The organism is Pseudonocardia acidicola, assembly GCF_012911935.1.
In the GTDB taxonomy this organism is placed as follows: domain Bacteria; phylum Actinomycetota; class Actinomycetes; order Mycobacteriales; family Pseudonocardiaceae; genus Pseudonocardia; species Pseudonocardia acidicola.
Genome location: NZ_JAAXLA010000019.1, coordinates 44,520 through 70,617, shown reverse-complemented (window position 1 = coordinate 70,617; position 26,098 = coordinate 44,520). Strand labels below are relative to the sequence as shown.

The window sequence follows — 26,098 nt, the reverse complement described above, 5'->3', positions numbered from 1 at the left end:
GTCCTGCTCGTAGAGCGATCGTCCCTGAGCGATCGTCCCTGAGCGATCGTCCCTGAGCGATCGTCCCTGGTAGTCGGCTCACTCGAGAGGTTGGGTCATCGCCGCCTGCTGATCCTCGACCACCCGCCGCGCCGCGGGCCCGAACAACCTGATGTGCGGGATGACACCCGATCGGGGGGTGAGACACCCTTGTCCCGATCGGGCGGAAGCGCCGACACGGATCACAGCAGTCAGCTCTGACTGCTATCGCTCGCGAGCCCTAGTCTCCGAGGACGACAGATGGGGCGACGGCGCCCCAGCGGAGGGAGCGACGATGACGCAGTCGGACCAGACGGCCCTGCAGGGCCGCACGATCATCATGTCGGGCGGCAGCCGGGGGATCGGCCTGGCCATCGCGGTGGCCGCTGGCCGGCTCGGCGCCAATGTGGCGCTGCTGGCCAAGACCGACCAGCCCGACCCGCGACTGCCCGGCACCGTGCACACCGCGGTCGAGGAGATCGAGGCGGCCGGCGGCAAGGCCGTCGCCGTCGTCGGTGACGTGCGCAAGGAGGAGGACGTCGCCCGCGCGGTCGCCACCGCGGCGGAGCGCTTCGGCGGGATCGACATCGTGGTCAACAACGCCAGCGCGCTGAACACCGCAGGCACCGCCGACCTCCCGGTCAAGCGCTACGACCTGATGCAGCAGATCAACTCCCGCGGCACGTTCGTGCTCACCAGCACCGCGTTGCCGCACCTGCGCGAGTCCGGCCACGCCCGCATCCTCACGCTCTCCCCGCCGATCAACCTGGCACCGCACTGGCTGGGCAAGTTCCCGGCATACATGCTGTCCAAGTACGGCATGTCGCTGCTGACGCTGGGCTGGGCCGCCGAGTTCGCCGACGCCGGCATCGCCGCGAACTGCCTGTGGCCGCAGACCACCATCGCCACCGCCGCCGTGATCAACCTGCTCGGCGGCGAGCAGGCGGCGGCCCGGTCCCGCACACCCGAGATCATGGCCGACGCCGCCGTCTCCGTGCTGTCGCGGCCCGTTCACGTGACCGGGCAGACCTTCATCGACGTCGACGTGCTGGCCGAGGACGGGATCACCGACCTGTCCCGGTACGGCGGCGGGAACGACCCGGAGCTCGACTTCTTCGTGGACCCGGTATGAGCGACACCGGCCCGGCGGTCAGTCGCGACGGGCGGGTGCTGCGCTGCCGTATCACGCGTGGCAAGCACGGCACCCTCGACGGCGAGGCGCTGGCCGAGGCGGGCCCGGCGCTGGCGGAGCTGGCGGCCGCCGACCCGGCCGACCCGGACGGGATCGGCGCGGTGCTGTTGACGGGTGAGGGCGCCAGCTTCTGCACCGGCGGAAACGTGCGCGCGTTCGAGTCGGCGAGCGACCGGGGCGGCTACGTCCGCGAGTTGGCCGACACGTTCCACGTCTTCCTGCAGGCACTGGTGAACTGCCCGGTACCGACGGTGGCCGGGGTCCCCGGCTGGGCGGCCGGGGCCGGGATGAGCATCGTGTGCGCGACGGACCTGGCGGTCGCGGGCCGATCGACGCGAATCCGGCCGGCCTACCCGGGCATCGGGTTCTCGCCCGACGGCGGGATGAGCTGGACACTGCCGCGGATCGTGGGAGCCGGCCGGGCCCGGCACATCCTGCTCACCGACCAGGTGCTCGACGCCGAGACCGCCTGCGCGGCGGGCATCTTCACCACCGTGGTCGACGACGCCGACGTGCTCGCCGAGGCCGAGCACACCGCCCACCGGGTGGCCCAGGGGCCGACCGCCGCGCTGGGCCGGATCAAGCGGCTGCTCGCGGCGACCTGGGACAACGACCTGGCCACCCAGCTCGACGCGGAGGCCGCGTCGATCTCGGCCAGCGCCGCAGGACCGGAGGGCGCCGAGGGCCTGACGGCGTTCGTCGAGAAGCGGGCGCCGCGCTTCCACACCTAGCGCGCAGCCGGTGGAGGCGGACGGGTCGGCCGCCACGGTGGCCGGCCGTCCGCCTCGGCCGGGCTAGCGGGCCATCCGGTCCGACGGGGGCCGGGGCTTGTCCACGAAGCGGCGGAACGCCTTCATGCCGTAGCGGTCCACCGCCGTCTTCACCAGCCCGAACACCGCGCCCTGCAACGCCGCCGCGAACAGCACCTCGCGTGTGCTGTAGTCCTCCGACAGCGGGGCGGGCGTGTCGTCCTCGTGGGAGATCCGCTTCCAGATCACGGCGAACACCTGACCCGCCAGCACACCGCCGATCACCCCGGACAACAGTCCGACCGGTTTGTAGGCGATCTTCAGCGGCCCGCTCAGCTCACCCGTGCTCGGTTTCTTCGTCGGAGAACCCATGATCGGCAGGTACCCATCCGTGGCTGTGCTCATACCGGCGTCGCCATCGACCGGTCACCCCGTGTTTGACCGATCCGGCGACCGGGATAACTCCTCATGACGGCAGACCGCGAAGTTCGGGGGGCTACATGATCAGGACGGCGGGATGATCAGGACAGCGGGGCCGCCGGAGTGAGCCGGCACGGTCCGGGAGGAACGCACGACGAACGCGTGCGGGCGTTGGCCGCCGTCGGCGGCGCTTCGGCGCTGCGGTTGCGGCACCCGGCCGATCCCCGGGAACTGAGCCGGATGCGGGCCGCCATCGGTGAGTGGGCGCAGTCCGCCGGTATCCCCGACGAGGTCCTCATCGATCTGCAACTCGCGGTGGGCGAGGCCGCGGCCAACGGCATCGAGCACGCCTACCGCGGGCAGGCGGCCGGACTCATCGAGGTTGTCCTCGAGATCCGGGGTACGGGGACCGCGGGAGCGCATCCGGTGGTCGCCGCCCGGGTGGCCGACCGGGGCCGCTGGCGGCCGACACCGCTGCGCAAGGGGCACCGCGGCCGCGGGCTCATCCTCATCCACGAGCTCGCCGAGCACGTGTCCGTGTCCGTGACCGGGGGCGGCACCGATGTCTGCTTCGAGATCGCGCTCCCCGGTTGACACCCGGTTCGGCCCGCACCCGATCGGGTATGCGGGGGCATGGACGCTGCTGCACCCGATCCCCTCCGCCCACCGGCAGCGGCCCTCGGCCGGGACGACGAGCGGCGCCTGCTCACCCTGCGTATCTGGCTCTCCGCCGGATCGACGGTCATGTTCGTGGTGGCCGCCGGCTTCGTCTTCGCCGGGGGCTTCGGCTTCTTCGGGGTGGCCCTCGCCGTGCTGGCGATCTTCGCTGCGGTCGACCTGACCTGGACGCTGCGCCGGCGCGCGGGGTACCGCCGACGATGACCGGCCGGCACACACGCACGCGGGCCCGGTGACCGATCCGGTCACCGGGCCCGCAGCTGTGTGGTGTGTGGTGTGACGCCGGTGCGCTCAGCGCGCGGTGCCGGGCACCGAACCGCCGGTCACCAGCCGCCGCGAGAACGTCGGCGCATTGCGGATCGAGCGCAGTCCCGGCAGCGCGACCGCGGAGCGCTGCACCGGGCGGCGGAAGCCACGCACCACCGGCCACGCCGGGGACGGCGGAAGGATGCTGTCCAGCGCGGACGCCACCGGGCCGCCGATGCTGGACCGCAGCAGCTCCTGGTACTCGTCGTACGCGGCCACCGCGGCTGCGATGTTGCCCTGGGCGAGGTGGGCCTCGATGAGCACCCGGCGGGCGCTCTCCCGGCTCGGCGCGGCGCGCACCGCGGCCTGACCGACCTCGATGGCGTCGTCGTGCCGGCCGGCCGCGGTCAACTGCAGGCTCAGCTCCTCCAGAGCGTGCAGCCGGATCTGCCGGAACCGCTCGCGCTCGACGGCGATCCAGGACGAGGTCCACGACGGCAGGATGTCCGCGCAGAGCGGTTCGATCTCGGCCAGATCCGGTGCGGGCCGCTCGGGCAGCCCCCGGACCAGCGTCATCGCCTCGGCGAGGTCGACCTCGACGTCGGCGGCCAGGGCCAGCGGGGCGCCGTCCGCAGTGTCGGCGGCGGCGAGCAGCCCGGGTACGTCGATCGCGACGAGGGCCTCGTCGAGCAGGCGCTGCGCGGCGTCCGCGGGGACCCCCGGCCACAGGTCGGCGGCCAGCGCGAGACGCGGCTGGGGGCGGGGGTGAACAGCCAGGTAAGCGACGACCCGGCGGGCATCGACGGTCAACGGCACGGTGGTGCCGTCGGAGGTGAGGGTGAATGACCCGAGCACCGTCAACCGGTGCTGCGGCCGTGGCGTGCGAGGTCCTCGCTGATCGTCAGGCATGGGTATCCCCAGGTGGTGGAACGCTATTGTGACCCGTCCGCAAGCCTCGTGGCGCCCGAGTCCGCCAGAGAGTGTTCTCCGGGTCACACCGCTTGCCAAGGGGCTGTTTCGTCACAGTTCGAGCCCATGTACGGCCGTCCGGGTGACGTCGCAACGATCTTAACTCAACGGGCTGCATGCATTCGGACGTGGGTCCCCTCACCGTCCCGCCAGACGTGGAGCAGATCGCAGAGCTGCCGCGCGATCCACACGCCCCGCCCGCGCGGCTCCGACGGGTGCGGCGCGCGCAGGCCGGGCAGCGGCTCGGTCAGGGTGCCCCCGTCGTGCACCTCGCACACGAGGCCCTCCGCGGAGCTCCACAGCCACACCTGCGCCTCGCTGGTGCCGTGCTCGACGGCGTTCGTCGCCACCTCGTTGATCGCCAGCACGACGTCCTCGGCGCGGCTGGCACCGAAGGACGCCGCCGCCGCTAGCCGCTCGACCGCCGTGCGCACCTCGTGCAGCTGCCAGGCGGTGTAGGCGAGGACGAGGTCCGGCGGACCCAGCACCATCGGTGCGCCCGCCGGCGCGGCGGCGAGCACGTCGCGCGGGCCGCGGTGCTCGTGGTTGTGCCGCAGCTCGCCGTCCTCCAGCAGCAGCGGATGGTTCGCCCGGGCGCCCTCCAGGATCTCCAGGTGCAGCGGCAGCTCGGGGTAGAAGCAGGTCAGATTGACCGGCAGCTCACCCAGCGCCACGTTGACGGCCGCGTCGAGCTCGGTCCAGTAGCGGCCGTCGAAGCCATCCAGGCTGCTGTTGTGTTCGGCGACGACGGTGACCGCGACCGCGCCGCCGGTCAGCTCCCGCAGCTCCCGCGCGCGCCGCGCCGCCATCGTCTGCCCGGAGCCGTAGGCCACCGCGTCCGGCTCGGCCAGCCCGATCAGCCCGGCGGTGCCGCCGAGCGCGGCGTACAACGCGCGCTCGGTGGCCGGGCGGACCGACAGCGCGACCGGCTCCCCGCGTTCGAGGGCCGCGGTGACCAACGGCAACGCCTGGCGGAGGAGGTGCTCGGCGGACTCGAAGAAGCAGGCCGCGTGCCGGAGCTGGACCGGGGCGGCGACCCGGGTGGTCTCGACCTTCACCGGGCCTCCCGCAGCGGCTCGGCGACCCGCTCGGACCAGGACTCGGGCAGCTGGTGGGCGGAGCTGAGCGGGGGCTCGAACTCCCGCACCGACAGCTGGGCGGCGAACGGCGCCCCGCAACGGTCCAGCACTCGCACCACCCGCGGCCGGACGTCGGCGAGGACCAGGCGGTGGGTGCTGGGGAACGCCTCCGCCGCGTGCACCAGACTGACCGCGCCGGCCACGTCCAGGAACCGCAGCGATGCCAGGTTGAGCACGATGTCGGTGGGCGCGGAGTGCGAGCGCAGCGCCTCGTCGAGCGTGGTCTCGAGCAGCCGGGTGATCATCGGGCGGTTGCTGTGGTCGACCTCGCCGGCCAGCCGCGCCGTGGTCGGGCCGGTGCGGGTGATCCGCAGCAGGCCGTCGTCGTAGGCCGGGGGAAGCATCAGCTCCTCCCGGTGCACGGCGCGCATCTGCTCGATCTGGTCATCGGTGTAGCGGCGCCGGTCGTAGAGGCACAGCGCGATGGCGGGCCGGTCGCGTACGGCTGCGTCCAGGCCGGCGTCGTACTCCACCAGGCCGGCGCCCGAGGGCTGGACGGTGCCGTAACTCATCTGCCCGGTCATCCGGAATCCGGTGTAGCCCGCCGCGATGGACTCCTCGATCCGCGCGGCGAGTCTTTCCTGCACCTCGCCGATGGGGGTGCGGAAGGCGAGGCGGGTGACCTCGGGCGGGACGATCGCCAGCTGGCCGGTCTGCAGCGGCTGCTCGACGGCGATCCGGTCGTCGGCGAGCCGGCCGAGCACCGAGTCGGCGGTCCCGTCGTCGAAATAGAACACCTGTTCGTTCCGGGCGAGTCCGTCGGCGACGAACTCGGCCGACAATTCCCAGAGTTGTTCATCGCTGACCGGCACCGCGCACACGTGATCGCCAGGCGTCATGCCTTCCGTCGACCTGACCAATGCGCACCCAACCGAAGCTCTGTGTCACTCCGATGACCACTGTAGATCCGGTCCGGTGTCCGATACCGCCGTCGAACGGCCTATCCCGCGCCGAATCGTCGATCAGCGGCGTTGAACGGACCGTGGGCCGTGAGCGCCGATTACCGCGCACGTGGTCGCATCCGGGTGACCCGTTCGCCGCAGCGCGGCCCCTCCGTACGGCGCACCGGGGCGGGGCCGGTGGGATCGGAGATCGGTATGGTCGGCGCGGGAGGACGAATGCGACGGATCGGGCTCGGCGAGGTGCGGGGCCGCGGAGTGGCGGCGGTCGCGCTCGCGGTCCTCGTCGCCGTGGCGAGCCTGCTGGGCCAGCTGGGTCGTCCGCCTCCGCAGGCGGGGGCGGCAGTGCTGGCGGGTGCCTCGGCGCCCGCTGCGTTCGTTCGCGGTGGCGCGCCCGCCCGGGCGGCGCGGGACGCGCTGCCCGGCGCCGCGGACGCCCCGGCGCCGGGGACGACCGCGGCGTCCGCACCCGCGGCAGTGGTCCCGGGGCCGGTGGGGGAACGGGCCGGGATACGTCCGGGCTGGCCCGGGCAGCGCTCCTGGGTGCCGGTGCCCCCGCTCCTCGCGGTGCTCGCCGCCGCGGCGCTGCTGGTGCCGCCGGCGCGGCGCGGGATCACCGCGGCCGCGGTCGTGGCCCGTGCGCATCCGTTCCGCGGGGGCGCGAGGCCCGCACGCGCACCGCCGGTGCCGGCCGGCTGCTGATCACGCCGGTGGCGCCCCGAGGGGGCCATCGTGCCGGCCGCTTGCCGACCGTGCTCCGCCGAGGAGCCGCCCCGGAGGAACCCCCGTGTCACGCCACTCGCCGTGGCGCGCCGTCGCGGCCCGGGCACTGCTGTGCCTGCTCGTGCTCGGTGCGTCCGCCGCCGTCCTGCTCACCGTCGAACCCCGCCTCGGCCTCGACCTGCGCGGCGGTACCCAGATCACCCTGCAGGCCGGTGACGACGCCCGGCCCGCCACCGTCGAGGACACCGACGCCACCCTGGAGGTGTTGCGCGGCCGGGTCGATGCGCTCGGCGTCGCCGAACCGGTCCTGGTGCGCGCCGGCGACGACCGCATCGTCGTCGAACTGCCCGGGCTCACCGACCCGGCCGAGGCCGTCGAGGTGCTCGGCCGCACCGCCCAGCTGACCATCCACCCGGTGCTGTCGGCCCGTCCGGACCCGGCACTGCTGGCCGGTTCGCCACCGGCGGCGGAGAACGAGTTGCCCGACGGAGCCGGCAACCTGCTGCGCCTGGCCCCCGCCGCGCTCACCGGCGCCGGGGTGTCCGACGCCGGCCCCGGCCGGGATCCCCAGGCCGGGCCCGGGTCGTTCGTCTCCATTGACTTCACCTCCGAGGCCGCGCCCACCTGGCAGGCCATCACCGCGCAGGCGGCGTGCGCCGCCCCCGGGGACCCGTCCCGGCGGGTCGCGATCGTGCTGGACGGGACCGTGATCTCGTCGCCGGGGATGGTCGAGGCGATCGGCTGTGGGGTCGGGATCGCCGGCGGCCGCACCCAGATCACCGGGCAGTTCTCCGCCGAGCAGGCCCGCGAGCTGGCCGTCCTCATCCGCGGCGGGTCACTGCCGGTCCCGGTGGAGATCATCGAGCAGCGGACGGTCGGTCCGACGCTGGGCGCCGCGGCCATCGAGGCCAGCGTGCAAGCGGTGCTCCTCGGTGCGGCGGGGACCGGCGTGTTCCTGCTGCTCATGTACAAGGTCGCCGGCCTGGTCGCGCTGATCGCGCTCGCCGGCTACGGGCTGATCTCCGCGGCCGTGCTGCTCGGGCTCGGTGCCACCGTGACGCTGCCGGGCCTGGCCGGGTTCGTGCTGGCCGTCGGGATGGCGGTGGACGCGAACGTGCTGGTGTTCGAACGCGCCCGTGAGGAGTGGGCAGCGCGGCCGGCGACGCGCAAGGGGCACCAGAGCCGGCTGCGGCGGGCCGTCGACGGCGGGTTCCGGGGCGCGTTCTCCGCGATCGCCGACGCGGGCGCGACCACGCTGATCGCCGCCGGGCTGCTGGTCTGGCTGGCCGCCGGACCGGTCCGCGGTTTCGGGGTGACCCTGGCGGTCGGCGTGCTCGTGTCGCTGTTCAGCGCGCTGGTGCTGACCGGGGTGCTGCTGCGCCTGCTGGTCGCCTCGGGTCCGCCGGCGCGGCGGCCGCGCTGGTCGGGGCTGGACGGGCCGGGCCGCGTCCGGCGCGCGCTGGCCGCCCGGCCGGGGCTTCCCGCCGCGCTGTACCGCCAGCCGGTCCGGTGGGTGGTGATCTCGGGCGCGGTCGCGGTGCTGGCGCTGGCCGGGCCGCTGATCCGCGGGCTCGACCTGGGCATCGAGTTCACCGGCGGGCGGCTGCTGTCCTACGAGCAGGTGCCGGCCGATCTCGACCCGGAGCAGGTGCGTACCGCGCTGGCGGCGGCGGGGGAGGACCGCGCCGTGGTCAGCCTGTCCGACGGCGGTCTGGACGTCCGCACGCCGCCGATCACCGAGGCCGAACGCGCCGGGATCGACGACGTGGTGGCCGCCGCGACCGGGGTCGCCGACAGTGCCCCGGTGCGCGACGAGCAGGTCGGCCCGAGCCTGGGTCAGGAGCTGGCCCGGCGGGCGCTGCTCGCCCTCGCGCTGGCCGTCGCGGCCCAGCTGGTCTACCTGGCGATCCGGTTCGACTGGCGGCTCGGGGCCGCCACCGTGCTCGCGCTGATCGCCGACTCGGTGGTCCTGCTCGGGGCGATGTCCTGGTTCGGCCGTCCGGTCGACGGGATCTTCCTGGCCGCCGCGCTGACCACGATCGGCTACTCGGTGAACGACTCGGTGGTGGTGTTCGACCGGGTCCGGGAGATGTGCCGGCACCACCGCGGCGAACCGTTCGCCCGGGTGGTCGGGGCGGCCGTGCTGCAGACCCTGCCGCGCACCGTCGCGACCGGGGCGGGTGTGGCGTTCGTGCTCGCGGCGCTGCTGCTCTTCGGCGGCGGGGCGCTCACCGACCTGGCGTTCGCGTTGCTCGTCGGGTTGCTGGCCGGGACGCTGTCGACGATCACGCTGGCGGCCCCGGTGGCGGTGCTGATCGACCGCCGACGGCCGGGGGCCGGGTCACCGGGCCGCGAGCGGGCCCGGGCGCAGGAGGGCAACGGCGCGGTCATGTGAGGCCGGGCGGGGCGCGGTGCTCAGTGCGGCTTGGCCGTGGTGAGCACCGTGAACCCCTCTCCGACCAGCCGGCGGTCGACCGGCCCGGTCAGCCCGGCCCCGGCCAGCAGCTGCTCCTGCTCCTCGCGGGTCGGGAGCACGTTGCCCCAGAGCAGCTCCTCGAACCCGGTCATCAGCGGGAACCGGTACTCGGGTTCGCGGGCCTGCTCGGCGGTCGAGGGGTAGGTCTCGTCCACGATCACCAGCCAGCCGCCGGGGCGCAGCGCGGCCGCCGCGTCGCCGATGACCCCGGGGCGCAGCGCGGGCGCGATCTCGTGCAGCACCTCGACCAGCACGACGACGTCGACGCCGCCGGGCCGGGCCTGCGCGACCGCCTCCGCGACGGCGCCGTGGTGCAGCGTGACGCGCCGGTCGAGCCCCGCCGTGGTGATCTTCTCGCCCGCGGCGGCGAGCGAGTCGGCGTCGATGTCCACCCCGATGCACCGGGCGGTGGGGAACTGCGCGGCCAGCGCGAGCAGCAGGTTTCCGGTGCCGCAGCCGATCTCGAGCACGGTGCCGCCGTGGCGCAGCGCCTCCGCGACGCCGGGCAGCTTGGGCAGGATGCCGCGCGCGGTCATCGTCTGCAGCCCGCGGGTGGCCTCGGCGACCAACCGGGTGAACAGGTCGCCCCGGCCCTGGAACGGCACGACCGCACCGGTCCGCATGGCCTCCGCGGTCGCCTCGAAGTCGCGGGTCGCGACCTCGGCGCCGAGCAGGATGTACCCGGCGAGGTAGCGGGGGTCCGAGGCGTCGGTGAGGATCGTGTCCAGGTGCGGGGCGAGCCGGTAGCCCGGCCGGTCCACGTCCACGATCTCGAAGCCCTGCGCGGTGCGCAGCCAGGCCGCGGTGTACGGCCCGTGCAGCTCCAGCCGCTCGGCCAGCTCGGTGGCGGTCGCCCCCGGGTGGGCGGCCAGCGCGTGCACGATCCCGCTACGCAACCCGACGGCGAGCAGCCAGGTGACGTCGAACCCGCGTCGCCACTCGAAGATCCTGCCGACCTGTCCGTCGGCGGTGATCGCGGGCCCGACCGCGGCCGCCTCGGGCGCGCCCCCCGGCTCGGCCATCACGGCACCAGTGACGGGACGACCGCCTCGATCAGGTGCGGGCCCGGATCGGCCTGGGCGCGGCGCAGCGCGTCGGCGAACTCCTCGGCCGTCGTGGCCCGCACGGCCGGCACGCCCATGCCCCGGGCGATCGAGACGAAGTCGAGCTGCGGGCCGCCGAGGTCGAGCAGGGCCCGGGCCCGCTCCCCGTCGGTCGCCGCACCGACCTGCATGAGCTCCATCCGCAGGATCGCGTAGGCGGAGTTGTTGTAGATCACCGTGGTGATGTCGAGACCCTCCCGGGCGTGCGTCCACAGCGCGGAGATCGTGTACATCGCGCTGCCGTCGGCCTCCAGGCACCACACCGGCCGGTCCGGGCAGGCGACGGCGGCGCCGGTCGCGGCGGGCAGCCCGTAGCCGATCGAGCCGCCGGTCAGCGTCAGCCAGTCGTGCCGGGGCGCGCCCGCGGTGGCGCCCGGCAGGCCGAGCCCGGAGGTGTTCGCCTCGTCGACGACGATCGCCCACTCGGGCAGCAGTGCCCCGACGACGGCCGCGGCGGTCTCCGCGGTGAGCGCGCCGGTGGGCAGCTCCGGGCGGGCGTCGGGGGCCGGCGGGGCCTCGGTACCGGCCGCGACCAGGTCGGCGAGGGCCTCCAGCGCCGCGACGGCCGCACCCTCGCGGGACGCCACCGGGTACACCCGGCAGCCGTCGGGGACGAGGTCGCTGGGCTTGTTCGGATAGCCGAAGAACGTCACCGGCGACCTCGCGCCGGCCAGGATCAGGTGCTTGACCCCGCTGAGCTGGTGGATCGCCATGTCGGCGAGGTAGCCGAGCCGGTCGACCGCCGGGACCCCGGCGCCGCGCTCGAGCCGGGCCGGGAACGTCTCGGCGAGCAGCTTCGCCCCGGTCGCCGCGGCGATCCGGGCGGCAGCGGTCAGGCCCGCCTCCCGGGTCGCCTCGCCGCCGATCAGCACCAGGCACGGCTCACCGGAGCCGAGCGCCTTCGCCGCGGCCTCGAGCGTGTCGGCGTCGAGGGTGCCCCGGCCGAGCGGGGCTGCCGGCTCCGGGCAGGTGCCCGGCGCGGCGTCGCCGTCGGACCAGGAGACGTCCGCGGGCAGGATCAGGGTCGCCACCTGGCCGGGCGGGCCGGACGCGGCGGCGATCGCGGCGGCGGCGTCCGGGCCGACGTCGGCGGTGCTCGCGCTGCGCCGGACCCAGCCGGACACGGAGCCCGCGATCGCACCGATGTCGGACTCCAGCGGCGCGTCGTACTGCTTGTGGAACGTCGCGTGGTCACCGACCACGTTGACGATCGGGGTGCCGGCTCGGCGCGCGTTGTGCAGGTTCGCCAGGCCGTTGCCCAGGCCGGGGCCCAGATGCAGCAGGGTCGCGGCGGGGCGCCCGGCCATCCGGCCGTAGCCGTCGGCCGCGCCGGTGGCGACGCCCTCGAACAGGGTCAGCACCCCGCGCATCTGCGGCACCGCGTCGAGCGCGGCCACGAAGTGCATCTCCGAGGTGCCGGGGTTGGCGAAGCAGACATCCACCCCGCCGTCCACCAAGGTGCGGATGAGCGCCTGGGCTCCATTCACGGATACGGCTCCTTAGTCGAGCAGCACGCCGGGGTTGAGGATCCCGGCCGGGTCGAACGCATGCTTGATGCGGCGCATCAGGTCGAGGTTCACCGGGTCGGTCAGCTCGGTGAAGTAGCGCTTCTTGGTGCGGCCGACGCCGTGTTCGCCGGAGATGAGACCGCCGAGCTTCATGCCGGCCTCGAACAGCTCGCGCAGCAGCCGGTAGCGCACCTGCGGGTCGGTCTCGAACACCGACAGGTGCACGTTGCCGTCGCCGGCGTGCCCGCACCCTGCGACGAACGATCCGTGCCGCTCGGCGATGTCCCGGGCCCGGCGCAGGAACTCCGGCATGGCCGCGCGGGGGACGACCACGTCGACGACCTCCTGCGCGCCGATGGCCTTCGCGGTCCAGAACGCCTTCTCCCGGGCGTCGACCAGCCGGCGGGCGGCCGGGCCGGGCAGCACGTAGGCGTCGGCCGCGCCGAGGGACACGAGGTGCTCGCCGAGGCGCTGCACGTCCTCGTCGAGCCGGTCGGCGACGGCGTTGTCCAGCATCACCAGCAGATAGGCCTGGGTGGACTCGCGGACCTGCTCGCAGATGCCCAGGTCGAGCTCCTGAGCCTGGGTGATCGCGGCCATCGTCAGCGCGTCGATGTACTCCAGGACCAGCGGCCCGATGCCCGATGCGACGATCTTCGGCACTGCGGCCGCGACCTCGTCGACGCCGGTGAACGGGGCCAGCACGGTGGCCTGGTGCGGATGCCGCGGGTAGAGCCGCAGGGTGGCCTCGGTGACGAGCGCCAGGGTGCCCTCGGAGCCGATGATCAGCTGGGTGAGGTCGTAGCCGGTGCTGGCCTTGGCGAGCTTGCCGCCGGTGCGGACGACCTCGCCGGTGGGCAGCACCGCCTCCAGGCCCTGTACCTGCTGGCGGGTCACGCCGTAGCGGACCGCGCGCATCCCGCCGGCGTTGGTGGCGACGTTGCCGCCCAGGCTCGCACCGTTCTCGCCGGGGTAGACGGGGTAACTCAGGCCGTGCGCGGCCGTCGCCTCGTCGAGTTGGGCCAGCGTCACCCCGGGCTGGACGACGGCGACGTGGTTCTCGGTGTCGATCTCCAGGATCCGGTTCATCCGTTCGAAGGAGACGACCAGACCGTCCGGGCGGGGGATCGCGGCACCGGAGAGCCCGGTGCCGGTGCCGCGCGCGGTGACCGGGAGCCGGCGCCCGGCGGCCAGGCGCAGGATCGCCGACACCTCGGCGGTGCTACCGGGCCGGACCACCGCCGCGGGTGGTTGCGCGGCGATGGACAGGGCCTCGTCGTGGGCGTAGTCCGACAACTCGGCGGCGGCCGTCGCGCCCCCGGTCACGTGCTCCGCGCCGACCACCGCGGCGAGGGCCTCGAGCACGGTCGGATCGACGGCGGACCCAGCGGCGTCGGCGGCACTCCCCATGCCGGGAACCTACCGCCGACGCCGGATCCGTGGGACTCCCCGGCGGCCGCCGGGATCAGGCCGCGGCGTCGTCGGAGACCGTCACCGAGACCTCGGTGGCCGGCGAGGACTTGATGGTCTGCAGCACCACGCAGTACCGCTCGGTGAGCTTGATCAGGGTGGCGACCTGGTCGGCGTCGGCCGTGGTGTCCAGGTCGAAGGACAGCCGGATGTCGCGGAACCCGACCGGCGCCTCCTTGTCGACGCCGAGGGTGCCGCGGAAGTCGAGGTCGCCCTCAGCATGCACCCGGCCGCTGACCTGCAGCTCCAGTGCGGTGGCGACCGCACGCAGGGTCACCCCGGCGCAGGCCACCAGCGCCTCGAGCAGCATGTCCCCGGAGCACAGCTGGGTGCCGTCGCCGCCGGTGGCGGGGTGCAGGCCGGCCTCGGCCAGCGTCGTCGCGGTCTGCACGCGGCATGCCACGCCCGTGCCGTCGAGCTCGCCGTCGGCCTTCAGGGTGATCAACGCCGCGCCCGGATCCTCCCGGTAGCGCGCCTTCAGCGGGGCCTGTGTCTGCTTGAGCTCGGAAGCATCCATGCCCGGCATCGTGCCGTGTGCCGATGGCGTCCGCACCCCCCGGGGTAGATCGCCGCATGGCCCGTGCAGCCGCCGACGTAGGCTGCTCCACGTGGCCGACGCGCCGACCCCGCACGCCGGCACCGACCGGGTGCTGACGGTCCCGAACCTGCTCAGCGTGCTCCGGCTGGCCGGGGTGCCGCTGTTCCTGTACCTGCTGCTCGGTCCGCGCGCCGACGGTTGGGCGATCCTCGTGCTGATGCTCGGCGGGCTGACCGACTGGCTCGACGGCAAGCTCGCCCGGTTGCTCGGCCAGTACAGCAGGCTCGGCGCGCTGCTCGACCCCGCCGTGGACCGGCTCTACATCCTCGCCGCGCTGGTCGCGCTGGGGGTACGCGAGGTCGTGCCGTGGTGGGTGGTGCTGGTCCTCGTCGCCCGCGACCTGGTGCTGGGCCTGTGCGTGCTCGTGCTGCGCCGCCGCGGGTACGGCCCGTTCGTCGTGACCTACCTGGGCAAGGCGGCCACGTTCCAGTTGCTCTACGCGTTCCCGCTGCTGCTGCTGGGGCAGGGCGAGGGCTGGTTCGCCGAGCTCGCCCGGCCCTTCGGCTACGCCTTCGCGGGCTGGGGAGTCGGGCTCTACCTGTGGTCGGGGCTGCTCTACCTCGCGCAGTTCGTGCTGGCCCTGCGCACGCCGGCGCCGCGGCCGGCCACCTCGGACCGCGAAGCCGAACCCCACCGCGGCGGCCTGTGAGGGCGGGCTAGGCTCGCCGGGTGATCCCCGACGACCTGCGCTATACCGAAGCCCACGAGTGGGTGCGGGAGCTGGGCGACGGTGTCGTCCGCATCGGCATCACCGACCACGCTCAGGAACAGCTCGGGGACGTCGTCTTCGTGCAGCTCCCGGCCGTCGGCGACAGTTTCGCCACCGGTGACGCGCTGGGTGAGGTCGAGTCCACGAAGTCCGTGTCGGACATCTACGCTCCGCTGGCCGGCGAGGTCGTGGCGGTCAACGACGCGCTCGAGAACACCCCCGAGCTGATCAATTCGGGTGCCTACGAGGCCGGGTGGATCGTGGAGCTGCGGCTGTCGGACGCCGGGGCGGCGCAACTCGGCGAGTTGCTCGACGCCGCCGCGTACCGGCAGCTGACCGAGCAGTCCTGAGCGCACCACCGCACGGTAGGTTTGTGCCCCGATTCCCACAGACCTGAGACGGCACCCCCACACCGCAGGAGGAGACCCCGAGGTGACCACGAACGACGTGCCCGGCGTTCCGCCGGAGCGTGCTCCGGAGACCACGTCGGTCTTCCGGGCTGACTTCCTCGCCGACGTCGAGCAGCCGGCGCAGGAGCAGCCGATCTCCGGCGTCGACGCGCTGCCGCCCGGCTCCGCGCTGCTGGTCGTCAAGCGCGGACCCAACGCCGGTTCGCGCTTCCTGCTGGACCGCTCCACGACCAGCGCCGGGCGCCACCCCGACAGCGACATCTTCCTCGACGACGTGACCGTGTCCCGTCGGCACGCCGAGTTCCGCCGGGACTCCGGCGAGTTCGTCGTCGTCGACGTCGGCAGCCTCAACGGCACCTACGTCAACCGTGAGCCAGTCGACACCGCCGTCCTGGCCAACGGCGACGAGGTGCAGATCGGCAAGTTTCGGCTGGTCTTCCTGACCGGGCCGCGTGAACCGGGTGCCCGCCACGACTGACCACGATCACGATTCGGCCGCGAACTGCCCGTCCGGAGGCGCGCGCGGCCGGGATCGCCCGTGTAGCGTCGAAGGGGTCAGACGCCGCCCGGGGCCCGCAGCGATCAGATCGGGATCAGATCAGCCCGGATCGAGCCCGGAACGAGCCCCGGAACCGAGCGGAGTGCGGACGTAGATGGGTGAGGAGGCGGGCGCATGAGCGAGATGCGCGTCGTGGGTGTCAGGGTCGAGTTGCCCGCGAACCAGCCCATCCTCTTGTTGAGGGAGACCAGCGGAGACCGCTACCTGCCGATCTGGATCGGCTCGGTGGAGGCGACGGCGATCGCTCTGGAGCAACAGGGCGTCAAGCCTGCCCGGCCGTTGACCCACGACCTGCTCAAGGACGTGATCACGGCGCTGGGGCGGCGCCTGGAACAGGTACGCATCACCGACCTGCAGGAGGGCACCTTCTACGCCGAGTTGATCTTCGACGGCGGGATCAAGGTGTCCGCGCGGCCGAGTGACTCGGTCGCGCTGGCACTGCGCGTCGGGGTGCCGATCCACGCGGAGGAGAGCGTGCTCTCCGAGGCGGGCCTGATCATCCCGGACGAGCAGGAGGACGAGGTCGAGAAGTTCCGCGAGTTCCTCGACTCGGTCTCCCCGGAGGACTTCCGCGGCGCTCAGCCCGGATAATCGGCGCGGCACCCGACGGCGGCGCGACACGCCCGTCTCCGGGTGAAACGCAACGGCGCGGCGCGTTGACCCAGTGCGCGCACCCGCTTACGGTCAGATCATCAGCTGGTCAGTGGGACGGGCGACGCGCAGAGATGCGCATCGCCCGGCGGGAGGGAGTGCCGTGGACGCGTCGCCGCCCGACGCGCCGGAGCAGGGCGAACTCTTCCCTGACCCGCTGGTCGGGGAGGGCCTCGACGGGCTGCCCGACCAGCTCGTCGGGTTCCGTGGACCGACGGCCTGCCAGGTCGTCGGCATCACCTACCGGCAGCTGGACTACTGGGCCCGGACCGGCCTGGTCGTCCCGTCGATAAGAGGTGCGGCCGGCTCCGGGAGCCAGCGGCTGTACTCCTTCAAGGACGTGCTGGTCCTCAAGGTGGTCAAACGCCTGCTCGACGCCGGGGTCTCGCTGCAGAACATCCGGGTCGCCGTGGAACACCTGCGACGGCGTGGGATAAGAGATCTGGCCGGCATCACGCTGTTCAGCGACGGCACCACGGTCTACGAATGCTCCTCCCCGGAGGAGGTCGTCGACCTGCTGCAGGGCGGGCAGGGGGTCTTCGGGATCGCGGTCAGCGGCGCGATGCGCGAGATCAGCGGCTCGATCAAGGACTTCCCGGTGGAGCGGGCCGACGGCGGCAGCGTCGACGACGCCCCGGAGGACGAGCTGAGCCGCCGCCGGGCGCGCCGCGCCATCAGCTGACCGGAGCCGGCCCGTCGATCGCCGTCAGGCGACACTCGCGAACGGGTCGTGCTCGGCGAGCAGCTTGTCCAGCCGCGCCTGATCGACCCGGCTCACCACGCTCGTCGACTCCTGCTTGTCCCGGACGCACGTGGACAGTGTGAACGCCGACGTGGTCACGTAGAGCACGCTGATGGCGAGGAACGCCCGGACCCACGGGTCCGCGGGCAGATAGATGATCGCGATCGTGACGGCCGCCAGCGAGATCGCGAACGACGCGACGGCCTGCATGGAGAACGCGGCGGTGGTGGCGGACGGCGGGGCCTTCGGGCCGGACGTTGTCATGGGCGAATTGTGGCGACGCCCGGGACCAAGGGCCTCGGTGGAACTACGGGTCTCGCAGTAGGCTGTGCTGCGTAGTCGCCGATCCCACGCGGGAGAGACCCGGCCGGTCGAGCCGGGCGCCGAAGGAGCAAATCCTCCCCGGAACCTCTCAGGCAGCACGGACCGCGTGGGCGAGACGCCTCTGGAAAGCGACGGTGGCCGTCACCGCCGTCCGCCGACGGGGAAAGCTCCGGTCAGCCGGGGTGAATCTCTCAGGCGCCCGGTCACGGGTATCGACAGAGGGGGAGGGCAGCCCGAGCGCGCCCACGTCTTGCGAGAGGTCGACCGATGAGCCCCGAGCCCCACGTCCCGCTGACCGTCCTGCAGCGCGGCACCCCGTTCGCCGACCGGCACATCGGCCCCCGGGCGGACGACCTGGACCGGATGCTGGCCACGATCGGAGTCGGATCGCTCGACGAACTGGCCGATCGTGCGCTGCCGGCCACGATCCGTGACGGCTCCGGCGTCGCCGCGTCCTCGTCGCTGCCCGCGCCGGTCTCCGAGGCCGAGATGCTCGCCGAGCTGCGCGCCCTGGCCGCCCGCAACACCGTGGCCGTCCCGATGATCGGGCTGGGGTACGCGGGCACCCAGACCCCGCCGGTGATCCGCCGGCACGTGCTGGAGAACCCGGCCTGGTACACCGCGTACACCCCCTACCAGCCCGAGATCAGCCAGGGCCGGCTCGAGGCGCTGCTGACGTTCCAGACCACGGTGTCGGACCTGACCGGGTTGCCGGTGGCCGGGGCGTCGCTGCTCGACGAGGCCACCGCGGCGGCCGAGGCGATGACGCTGCTGCGCAGGGCCGGGAAGTCCACGTCGCCCCGTTTCGTGGTCGACGCCGACACGCTGCCGCAGACCCTCGAGGTACTGCGCACCCGGGCCGAGCCGCTGGGTATCGAACTCGACGTCGCCGACCTGGGCGCCGGGCTGCCGGACGGGGAGTTCTTCGGGCTGCTCGTCAGCTACCCCGGTGCATCCGGCGCGGTGACCGGCCCGGCCGGCCTCATCGAGGCCGCACACGAGCGGGGCGCGCTCGTGGCCGTCGCCGCCGACCTGCTCGCGCTGACCCTGCTCACCCCGCCCGGCGAGCTGGGCGCCGACGCGGCGGTGGGCACCACCCAGCGCTTCGGTGTCCCGCTCGGGTTCGGTGGCCCGCACGCCGGCTACCTGTCGGTGCAGCAGAAGCTGGCCCGCCAGCTGCCCGGCCGGCTCGTCGGGCTGACCCGCGACGCCGACGGGAACCCGGCGCTGCGGCTCGCGCTGCAGACTCGCGAACAGCACATCCGCCGGGAGAAGGCGACCAGCAACATCTGCACCGCGCAGGTGCTGCTCGCCGTCGTCGCGGCCTGCTACGCCGTCTACCACGGCCCCGACGGGCTGCGCGCGATCGCGCGCCGGGTGCACCGGATGGCCGCGGTGCTGGCCGGTGGGCTGCGCTCCGGCGGCGTCGAGATCGTGCACGAGGCGTTCTTCGACACCGTCACCGCCCGGGTCCCCGGACGGGCCGACGCGGTCGTCACCGCCGCGCACGACGCCGGGATCGCGCTGCGCCGGGTGTCCTGCGACGTCGTCGGGATCGCCTGCTCGGAGCTGACGACCATCGCCCACCTGGAGGCGGTGTGGGCGGCGTTCGGGGTCGCGGTCGGTTCGGTCGACGACCTCGACGCCGCGACGGCCGATGCGCTGCCCGAGGCACTGCGCCGGGAATCGGAGTACCTGACCCACCCGGTGTTCCACTCCCACCGCAGCGAGACCTCGCTGATGCGCTGGCTGCGCCGGCTCGCCGACGCCGACCTGGCGCTGGACCGCACGATGATCCCGCTCGGGTCGTGCACGATGAAGCTCAACGCGACCGCGGAGATGGAGCCGATCACCTGGCCGGCGTTCGCCGACCTGCACCCGTTCGTGCCCGCGGCCGACGCCGCCGGCACGCTGGAGATGATCGCCGACCTGGAGCGCTGGCTGGCCGAGCTCACCGGATACGCGGCGGTGTCGCTGCAGCCCAACGCCGGCAGCCAGGGTGAGCTGTCCGGGCTGCTGGCCATCGCCGCCTACCACCGCTCCCGGGGGGAGGCACACCGCGACGTGTGCCTGATCCCGGCCAGCGCGCACGGCACGAACGCGGCGTCGGCGGTGATGGCCGGGATGCGGGTGGTCGTGGTCGCGACCGCCCCGTCCGGTGACGTCGACCTGGACGACCTGCGGGCGAAGATCGCCGAGCACGCCGACCGGCTCGCCGCGCTGATGATCACCTACCCGTCGACGCACGGGGTGTACGAGGAGCACGTGCGCGACGTCTGCGATGCGGTGCACGCCGCCGGCGGGCAGGTCTACGTCGACGGGGCCAACCTCAACGCGCTGGTCGGGCTGGCCCGGCCCGGGGCCTTCGGCGGCGACGTCAGCCACCTCAACCTGCACAAGACGTTCTGCATCCCGCACGGCGGTGGCGGCCCGGGCGTCGGCCCGGTCGCCGTGGCCGAGCATCTTGCGCCGTTCCTGCCCGGCCGTGGGGTGGTGGGCGCGGTGTCGGCGGCGCCCTACGGCAGCCCCGGGGTGCTGCCCATCTCGTGGGCCTACATCCGGATGATGGGCCTGCCCGGGCTGCGCCGGGCCACCCTCACCGCGGTCGCGGCCGCGAACTATGTCGCGCGCCGGCTCGGTGAGCACTACCCGGTGCTCTACACCGGCCCCGGCGGGTACGTGGCCCACGAATGCATCCTCGACCTGCGCCGGATCACCAAGGAGACCGGTGTGACCGTCGACGATGTGGCCAAGCGGCTCGCCGACTACGGCCTGCACGCGCCCACGATGTCCTTCCCGGTGGCGGGCACGCTGATGGTCGAGCCGACCGAGAGCGAGGACCTCGCCGAACTCGACCGGTTCGTCGAGGCGATGATCGGCATCCGCGGCGAGATCGACCGCGTCGCGGCGGGGGAGTGGCCGGTGGAGGACAACCCGCTACGCGGGGCCCCGCACACCGCGGCCTGCCTGGCCGACAAGTGGGACCACCCGTACACCCGCGAACTGGCCGCCTACCCCACCGGCGTCACGCCCGGTGTGCACGACCGCAAGGTCTGGCCCCCGGTGCGCCGCATCGACGGCGCCCACGGCGACCGCAACCTGGTGTGCTCCTGCCCGCCGGTGGCCGCCTACGGCAGCTGACGCTGCTCGTGGAGCGCCTCGCACAGGGCGATGAGGCGGTCGCGCAGTGGCGCGGCCCGGGTGGCGAATCCCGCCTGGGCGCGGGCGTACTCGGCGCGTCCGGCCGGGGTCTCGATGCGCACCGGGGGGTAGCCCAGCGCGGCGAGGTCGTAGGGGCTGGCCCGCATGTCCAGCTCGCGCACCTCGGCGGTGAGGGCGAAGCAGTCGGCCAGCAGGTCCGACGGGGTGGCCGGCGCGAGCTTGTAGGCCCACTTGTAGAGGTCCATCGTCGCGTGCAGGCAGCCGGGCTGCTCGTGGCGCACCTGGTCCTCGCGACGCGGGGTGATCGCGTTGCGCGGGCGGGCGGCGGCGGTGAAGAAGCGGAACGCGTCGTGGTGTGTGCAGTGCACCGGCAGCGACTCGACGACCGCGTCGGTCCCGTCCGCACCCAGCCGCAGCGGCACCGCACCGTGCCGCGGGGCGTCGGTGCGGTAGACCATCGCCCACTCGTGCAGCCCGAAGCAGCTCAGCCGCGGCGCCCGGCCGGCCGTGGCGGTGAGCAGGGTGTGCACGGAACCGGCCGTGGCCCGCAGCCGCCCGGGCAGCACGGCGAGGTCGAGCAGGACGCCGTCGCCGTCGCGGCGGTAGCCGGGGAAGCCGAGGTAGTCGTCCGCACCGGCGCCGCGCAGCAGCACCCCGGGGCCGGGATGCCACTGCTCGAGCCGCGACGGTCGCAGCGAGTAGTACGTGAACAGGAAGTCGAGGACGGGATGGGCCTCGCCGCGGCGCCGGCGTTCCCGGTGCGGCTCGGTCCACCGGCCGACGCGCTCGCGGTGGGCGGCGGCCCGGGCCCGCCACGCCGGCTCGTCGAGGACCAAGAGCCCCGCCTCGGGTGCGTCGCCCGGGTGCTGCTCGATCGTGCTCGGCCCCATGCGGCCGACGGTACCCGCCGGTCCGCCGGCCGCCCGGCAAGGGCGACTCGCCCTCCGAGAATGGGCGACTCACCCTCCCGAAGGGGACGACTCGCGGGGGAGTTCGTCGGCATGGGTGGAGTCGCGCACCGTCCCGACGTAGTGCTCGAGAAGGTCCTCCATCGCGACCAGCCCGACGGTGTCCCCGCGTCCGTTCACCGCGCGTGCCAGGTGCGCCCGGGAGCTGCGCAGCGCGGCCAGGGCGTCGTCCAGCCGTGCGTCGGCCGGCACCTCGGGCAGTCCCCGGACACGCCCGCGCGGCACCGCCGCGGCCGGGTCGTCCATCACGTCGAGGATGTCCTTGACGTGCAGGTACCCGGTCAGCCGGCCGTCCGGGCCGCGCAGCGGGAAACGGGAGAACCCGGTCTGCTCCACCGCCTGCGCGACCTCGCCGACGGTCGGCCGGGCCGACAGCGTGATCAGCTTGTCGGCCGGGACGAGTGCGTCGGCCACGGTGGCCTCCGCCGAGCGCAGGGTGCGCGCGAGCCGGCTGGACTCGGAGTCGTCGAGCAGTCCCTCACGCCGCGAGTCGGCGATCATCGCCGACAGCTCGCCGGAGGTGAACGCCGCCTCCAGTTCGTCGCGCGGGGCGATCCCCATCAGCCGCAGGGTGCCGTTGGCCATCCAGTTGAACAGCTCGATGACCGGCCGCATGATCTTGGTGAAGACGAGGAACGGCGGCACCAGCAGCGCCGCGGTGCGTTCCGGTCCGGCGATCGCGATGTTCTTGGGCACCATCTCGCCGAGCACCATGTGCGCGACGACGACCAGCGCCAGCGAGAGCGCGAACGCGATCGGGTGCAGCAGCGCCGGTGGCAGCCCGAGCAACTCGAACGGCCGCTCGATCAGGTGCGCCACCGCGGGCTCGCCGAGCCGGCCGAGCAGCAGCGACGCGATCGTGATGCCCAGTTGCGAGGCGGCCAGCATCCGGGACAGGTCCCCGCTGGCCTTCAGCACCGTCCGGGCCGACGCCACACCAGCCTGCGCCATCGCCTCCAGCCGGTCGCGCCGGGCCGAGATGAGCGCGAACTCGGCTCCGACGAAGAACGCGTTGGCCGCCAGCAGCAGCACCGCGGCCAGCAGCGCCAGCAGGTCGCTACCCACGGGCAGGCTCCCGGTCCGGGGTGCGCTGCACGGGCGCCTCGGCCTCCGCCTGGTCGCGGCGGGCCAGCCGCAGCTCGGCGACGCGGTTGCGGTCGCGGCGCATCACGGTCAGCCGCCAGTCGCCGACGTTGACGTCGTCGCCGACGTCGGGGATCCGGCCCAGCCGGGACAGCACCAAGCCGGCCAGCGTCTCGTAGTCGCCGGGCGGCATGATGAAACCCGTCGCATCGGCCACCTCGTCGCCGCGCAGCAGACCCGACACCAGCCAGCTGTCCCGGCCCAGCGGACGGATCCGGGCCTGTTCGGCACGGTCGTGCTCGTCGCGGACGTCGCCGACGATCTCCTCGACCAGGTCCTCGAGGGTGACCAGGCCGGCGGTGCCGCCGTACTCGTCGACCACCATCGCCGTCTGCAGCCCGGAGTCGCGCAGCCGGCTGAGGAGCTCGTCGCCGTCCAGCGATTCCGGCACGGTCGGCGCAGGCTGCGCGATGTCGCGCACCGGCGTGGTCTCGCGCTCCTCGGCGGGCACTCCGAACGCCTGCTTGACGTGCACCAGCCCGAGCACGGAGTCGGGGTCGCCGTTGTGCACCGGGAACCGGGAGAACCCGGTGCGCCGGGCCTGCCGGATGAGGTCGGCCACGGTGTCGTCGGTGTTGAGCGATTCCATCCGCACCCGTGGGGTCATCACGTCCTCGGCCACCCGGTCGGTGAACCGCAGTGAGCGGTCCATCAGCGTGGCGGTACCGGCGTCGAGCGTGCCGTGCTGCGCGCTGGTCCGGACCAGTGAGCTGAGCTCGTTGGGCGAGCGGGCCGAGCGCAGCTCCTCGGCCGGTTCCACGCCGAGCTTGCGGACGATGGCGTTGGCCGCCGAGTTGAGGGCGTCGATCAACCAGCGGAAGGTGCGGGCGAAGCCGCTCTGCAGCCAGACGACCGCCCGCGCGGTCTGCAGCGGCCGGGCGATCGCGATGTTCTTGGGCACCAGCTCGCCGAACACCATCGACAGCGCCGTCGCCAGGACCAGTGACAGCACCGTCGCGACACCGGTCGCGACCCCCGGGGAGACCCCCAGGTTCTGCAGCACGGGGTGGATCAGCTCGGCGATCGCGGGTTCGGCGATGTAGCCGGTGGCCAGCGTCGTCACCGTGATGCCGAGCTGGCTGCCGGAGAGCTGGAACGACAGCGCGCGGTGGGCCTTCTGCACGGTCTTCGACCGCCGGTCGCCGACCTCGGCGACGTGCGCGTCGATCTGGCTGCGTTCCAGCGCGGTGAGCGAGAACTCCGAGGCCACCGAGATCGCCGTGCCCAGCGTGAGCGCGACGACGGCGAGCAGGCCGAGGATCGACAGCAGCGTGCTCATCGGGCTCCACCCGCGCGAGGGCCTACTGCGATGGCGATCGTGCGACGGTGGACGGGGCGCCAGGTCGGTCGACCCGGCCGACTACTGCAGCCCGGCTCGGCGGGCGCTGGGGTGGGCACTGATGCTCCTGGTACTGGCTGTCGTGCTGGCGTCGCCGACGATGCCGGCCAGTCTAGGACCGCGGGCCGGGCGCTGCTCGCTGCGACACCACCCTGACCCCGGCCCCGGTCGCGACCCTGAACCAGCGGATCCGACGACGGCAGCAGCCGGACCAGCTCGATGACGGAGGTGGGCATAACGGGCATCCTGCCGGGCCGCACGGACGATCGGGGGCCGGCGGTGCGATTGATGTCACCACAACCGGATCCGGGTGCAGCGTCTAGGTTGGATCTCTATGTCGGCGAGTCTCAACGGGCAACGAACGCTCGTGACCGGCGCCTCCTCCGGGATCGGCGCCGCGGTGGCCCGGGCGGCCGCCGCCCGCGGCGCCCGGGTGGCGCTGCGGCCGGGGTCTTCCACGTCGGGCCGGTCGCCGAGACCGGGCCGCAGCAGTGGCGGGACATGTTCGCGGTCAACGTCATCGGGCTGCTCGTCGTGACCCGCGCAGCGCTGCCCCACCTGCGCCGCGGCACCGCCCCGGCGGTCGTCACCATCTCGTCGATGTCCGGGCGCCGGGTGCCCACCGCCGCCGGTGGGGTCTACTCGGCGACCAAGCACGCCGTGCACGCGATCGGTGACGGGCTGCGCCTGGAGCTGCGTGACGAGAGGGTCCGGGTCACCACGATCGCGCCCGGTTTCGTCCGCACCGCGATCCTCGACGACTGGCCCGACGGCCCGCTGCGCGACCGCTACAGCGAGCGGATGGACAGCGTCGGGCTCGACCCGGACACCGTCGCCGACGCCGTCGTGCACGTGCTGGGGCTGCCCGCCGGGGTGGCGGTCGCCGAGTACGCGGGCACCGCGGTGTGCCAGTGAGCCGCCCGGGCAGCACCCGAAACGGTGCCTCGCCGTTCGTCGACTTCGACCGGGCCGCCTGGGCGAAGCTCGGCGAGAACACGCCGCTGCCGCTGGCCGCCGCCGAGCTCGACCGGGTGCGCAGCCTCGGCGACGAGGTGGACCTCGACGAGGTTCGTGAGGTGTACCTGCCGCTGTCCCGGCTGCTCACGCTGCACGTACAGGAGGGCGGCCGGCTCTACCGCGCCTACCGGACGTTCCTGGGTGCCAACACCGCGCGCACCCCGTTCGTCATCGGCATCGCCGGGTCGGTGTCGGTCGGCAAGTCGACCACCGCCCGGCTGCTGCGGCTGCTGCACGCCCGCTGGCCGCAGCACCCCCGCGTCGAACTCGTCACGACCGACGGGTTCCTGCACCCGAACGCCGAACTGGTGCGGCGCGGGCTCATGCAGCGCAAGGGCTTCCCGGAGTCCTACGACCGGCGGGCGCTGCTGCGCTTCGTCACCGAGGTCAAGGCGGGCCGTCCGGAGGTCACCGCGCCGGTGTACTCGCACCTGGTCTACGACATCGTGCCCGACCGGCGGCTCACCGTGCACCGCCCGGACATCCTGCTGATCGAGGGGCTCAACGTGCTGCAGCCCGCGCAGCCGCGCCGGGAGGGCCAGGCCGCGCTCGCCGTCAGCGACTTCATCGACTTCTCGGTCTACGTCGACGCCGCGACCGACGACATCCGCCGCTGGTACGTGGAGCGGTTCCTGCGGCTGCGCGAGACCGCGTTCCGCGACCCCGCCTCCTACTTCCGGCGCTACGCCGCGCTCAACGAGCAGGAGGCCATCGCGCACGCCGAGGGAATCTGGGCGGAGATCAACGGGCCGAACCTGGAACAGAACATCCGGCCCACCCGGGGCCGGGCCAGCCTGGTGCTGCGCAAGGGTGGTGACCACAGCGTGACCGGGATTCGGCTGCGCAAGGTCTGACCGCCCGTGACCTCCCCTGATGTGTCTGTGAC

26 protein-coding genes and 1 riboswitch are annotated in these 26,098 nt (G+C 73.6%); of the genes, 14 read left to right on the top strand and 12 right to left on the bottom strand.

Going from position 1 to position 26,098, the window contains the following annotated elements:
• The first annotated feature begins 313 nt into the window (after positions 1-313).
• The gene (locus HF526_RS12695) at positions 314-1,150 is read left to right on the top strand and encodes an SDR family oxidoreductase (protein ID WP_169381604.1); all 837 of its coding nucleotides are present in this window, start codon (positions 314-316) and stop codon (positions 1,148-1,150) included.
• Positions 1,147-1,941 (top strand): enoyl-CoA hydratase/isomerase family protein, encoded by a 795-nt coding sequence (locus HF526_RS12690; protein ID WP_169381603.1) that lies wholly within the window; start codon positions 1,147-1,149, stop codon positions 1,939-1,941. The genes HF526_RS12695 and HF526_RS12690 overlap by 4 nt, the downstream gene beginning before the upstream one ends.
• 63 nt (positions 1,942-2,004) lie before the next feature.
• On the opposite strand, the gene HF526_RS12685 is transcribed toward HF526_RS12690, so the two are convergent.
• The gene (locus HF526_RS12685; protein WP_169381636.1) at positions 2,005-2,331 is read right to left on the bottom strand and encodes a DUF4235 domain-containing protein; all 327 of its coding nucleotides are present in this window, start codon (positions 2,329-2,331) and stop codon (positions 2,005-2,007) included.
• A gap of 210 nt (positions 2,332-2,541) precedes the next feature.
• Here HF526_RS12685 and HF526_RS12680 point away from each other — a divergent pair, with 210 nt between their 5' ends.
• A complete protein-coding gene (locus HF526_RS12680; protein WP_169381602.1) occupies positions 2,542-2,973 on the top strand; it encodes an ATP-binding protein in 432 nt (143 codons plus the stop codon).
• A gap of 39 nt (positions 2,974-3,012) precedes the next feature.
• On the top strand, positions 3,013-3,261 hold the full coding sequence (locus tag HF526_RS12675) for a hypothetical protein (RefSeq protein WP_169381601.1): 249 nt from the start codon (positions 3,013-3,015) through the stop codon (positions 3,259-3,261).
• 87 nt (positions 3,262-3,348) lie between these two features.
• On the opposite strand, the gene HF526_RS12670 is transcribed toward HF526_RS12675, so the two are convergent.
• The 3 genes from HF526_RS12670 to HF526_RS12660 all read right to left on the bottom strand — a co-directional run bounded on the left by HF526_RS12670 (position 3,349) and on the right by HF526_RS12660 (position 6,250).
• Positions 3,349-4,158 carry a BTAD domain-containing putative transcriptional regulator gene (locus HF526_RS12670; protein ID WP_169381600.1) on the bottom strand — a complete coding sequence of 270 codons (810 nt, stop codon included), beginning with the start codon at positions 4,156-4,158 and terminating at the stop codon, positions 3,349-3,351.
• A 218-nt stretch (positions 4,159-4,376) separates the two neighbouring features.
• A complete protein-coding gene (locus tag HF526_RS12665; RefSeq protein ID WP_169381599.1) occupies positions 4,377-5,330 on the bottom strand; it encodes an ATP-binding protein in 954 nt (317 codons plus the stop codon).
• Entirely contained in the window at positions 5,327-6,250 is a 924-nt protein-coding gene (locus HF526_RS12660; RefSeq protein WP_239028609.1) for an MEDS domain-containing protein, read from the bottom strand. Before HF526_RS12660 ends, HF526_RS12665 begins: the two co-directional genes overlap by 4 nt.
• Before the next feature lie 279 nt (positions 6,251-6,529).
• Between HF526_RS12660 and HF526_RS12655 the strand changes: the two genes are divergently transcribed.
• Positions 6,530-7,012 (top strand): hypothetical protein, encoded by a 483-nt coding sequence (locus HF526_RS12655; protein ID WP_169381597.1) that lies wholly within the window; start codon positions 6,530-6,532, stop codon positions 7,010-7,012.
• Positions 7,013-7,097: 85 nt separating this feature from the next.
• Positions 7,098-9,428: a protein translocase subunit SecD gene (secD, locus tag HF526_RS12650; RefSeq protein ID WP_169381596.1), complete on the top strand. Its 2,331-nt coding sequence runs from the start codon at positions 7,098-7,100 to the stop codon at positions 9,426-9,428.
• A 20-nt stretch (positions 9,429-9,448) separates the two neighbouring features.
• Here the strand turns inward: secD and HF526_RS12645 are convergent, their stop codons facing one another.
• From HF526_RS12645 to HF526_RS12630, 4 genes are read right to left on the bottom strand one after another with little or no spacing between them, the layout of a single operon-like run.
• Positions 9,449-10,531 carry a class I SAM-dependent methyltransferase gene (locus tag HF526_RS12645; protein WP_169381595.1) on the bottom strand — a complete coding sequence of 361 codons (1,083 nt, stop codon included), beginning with the start codon at positions 10,529-10,531 and terminating at the stop codon, positions 9,449-9,451.
• Positions 10,531-12,099: an acetolactate synthase large subunit gene (locus HF526_RS12640; RefSeq protein ID WP_169381594.1), complete on the bottom strand. Its 1,569-nt coding sequence runs from the start codon at positions 12,097-12,099 to the stop codon at positions 10,531-10,533. The genes HF526_RS12645 and HF526_RS12640 overlap by 1 nt, the downstream gene beginning before the upstream one ends.
• 12 nt (positions 12,100-12,111) lie before the next feature.
• Positions 12,112-13,530 carry an FAD-binding oxidoreductase gene (locus tag HF526_RS12635; RefSeq protein WP_169381593.1) on the bottom strand — a complete coding sequence of 473 codons (1,419 nt, stop codon included), beginning with the start codon at positions 13,528-13,530 and terminating at the stop codon, positions 12,112-12,114.
• 55 nt (positions 13,531-13,585) lie between these two features.
• Positions 13,586-14,107, bottom strand: coding sequence for an OsmC family protein (locus tag HF526_RS12630; RefSeq protein WP_169381592.1), 522 nt, complete (start codon positions 14,105-14,107; stop codon positions 13,586-13,588).
• 91 nt (positions 14,108-14,198) lie between these two features.
• Between HF526_RS12630 and clsA the strand changes: the two genes are divergently transcribed.
• From clsA to HF526_RS12605, 5 genes are all read left to right on the top strand, one after another.
• Positions 14,199-14,837 carry a cardiolipin synthase ClsA gene (gene clsA / locus HF526_RS12625; RefSeq protein ID WP_338051445.1) on the top strand — a complete coding sequence of 213 codons (639 nt, stop codon included), beginning with the start codon at positions 14,199-14,201 and terminating at the stop codon, positions 14,835-14,837.
• 20 nt (positions 14,838-14,857) lie between these two features.
• Positions 14,858-15,247, top strand: a complete 390-nt coding sequence (gcvH, locus tag HF526_RS12620) for a glycine cleavage system protein GcvH (RefSeq protein ID WP_169381590.1) — start codon at positions 14,858-14,860, stop codon at positions 15,245-15,247.
• A gap of 82 nt (positions 15,248-15,329) precedes the next feature.
• Complete coding sequence (garA, locus tag HF526_RS12615) at positions 15,330-15,785, top strand: glycogen accumulation regulator GarA (protein WP_169381589.1); 456 nt, start codon at positions 15,330-15,332, stop codon at positions 15,783-15,785.
• A 195-nt stretch (positions 15,786-15,980) separates the two neighbouring features.
• Positions 15,981-16,457 carry a bifunctional nuclease family protein gene (locus tag HF526_RS12610; protein WP_169381588.1) on the top strand — a complete coding sequence of 159 codons (477 nt, stop codon included), beginning with the start codon at positions 15,981-15,983 and terminating at the stop codon, positions 16,455-16,457.
• Between the two features lie 163 nt (positions 16,458-16,620).
• Entirely contained in the window at positions 16,621-17,199 is a 579-nt protein-coding gene (locus HF526_RS12605) for a MerR family transcriptional regulator (protein WP_169381587.1), read from the top strand.
• A 24-nt stretch (positions 17,200-17,223) separates the two neighbouring features.
• Here the strand turns inward: HF526_RS12605 and HF526_RS12600 are convergent, their stop codons facing one another.
• Positions 17,224-17,523, bottom strand: a complete 300-nt coding sequence (locus tag HF526_RS12600) for a YiaA/YiaB family inner membrane protein (protein WP_169381586.1) — start codon at positions 17,521-17,523, stop codon at positions 17,224-17,226.
• Between the two features lie 79 nt (positions 17,524-17,602).
• A riboswitch (glycine riboswitch) is annotated at positions 17,603-17,698 on the top strand.
• A gap of 152 nt (positions 17,699-17,850) precedes the next feature.
• Here HF526_RS12600 and gcvP point away from each other — a divergent pair.
• The gene (gcvP, locus tag HF526_RS12595) at positions 17,851-20,724 is read left to right on the top strand and encodes an aminomethyl-transferring glycine dehydrogenase (protein ID WP_169381585.1); all 2,874 of its coding nucleotides are present in this window, start codon (positions 17,851-17,853) and stop codon (positions 20,722-20,724) included.
• On the opposite strand, the gene HF526_RS12590 is transcribed toward gcvP, so the two are convergent.
• The 3 genes from HF526_RS12590 to HF526_RS12580 all read right to left on the bottom strand — a co-directional run bounded on the left by HF526_RS12590 (position 20,712) and on the right by HF526_RS12580 (position 24,135).
• A complete protein-coding gene (locus HF526_RS12590; RefSeq protein ID WP_169381584.1) occupies positions 20,712-21,635 on the bottom strand; it encodes a 3-methyladenine DNA glycosylase in 924 nt (307 codons plus the stop codon). The two genes, gcvP and HF526_RS12590, sit on opposite strands and share 13 nt — an antisense overlap.
• 69 nt (positions 21,636-21,704) lie before the next feature.
• Positions 21,705-22,778 (bottom strand): hemolysin family protein, encoded by a 1,074-nt coding sequence (locus tag HF526_RS12585; protein WP_338051444.1) that lies wholly within the window; start codon positions 22,776-22,778, stop codon positions 21,705-21,707.
• On the bottom strand, positions 22,771-24,135 hold the full coding sequence (locus HF526_RS12580) for a hemolysin family protein (RefSeq protein ID WP_169381583.1): 1,365 nt from the start codon (positions 24,133-24,135) through the stop codon (positions 22,771-22,773). Before HF526_RS12580 ends, HF526_RS12585 begins: the two co-directional genes overlap by 8 nt.
• A gap of 561 nt (positions 24,136-24,696) precedes the next feature.
• Between HF526_RS12580 and HF526_RS12575 the strand changes: the two genes are divergently transcribed.
• On the top strand, positions 24,697-25,110 hold the full coding sequence (locus HF526_RS12575; RefSeq protein WP_239028608.1) for an SDR family oxidoreductase: 414 nt from the start codon (positions 24,697-24,699) through the stop codon (positions 25,108-25,110).
• On the top strand, positions 25,107-26,066 hold the full coding sequence (coaA, locus tag HF526_RS12570) for a type I pantothenate kinase (protein WP_169381581.1): 960 nt from the start codon (positions 25,107-25,109) through the stop codon (positions 26,064-26,066). Before HF526_RS12575 ends, coaA begins: the two co-directional genes overlap by 4 nt.
• Positions 26,067-26,098 lie beyond the last annotated feature (32 nt).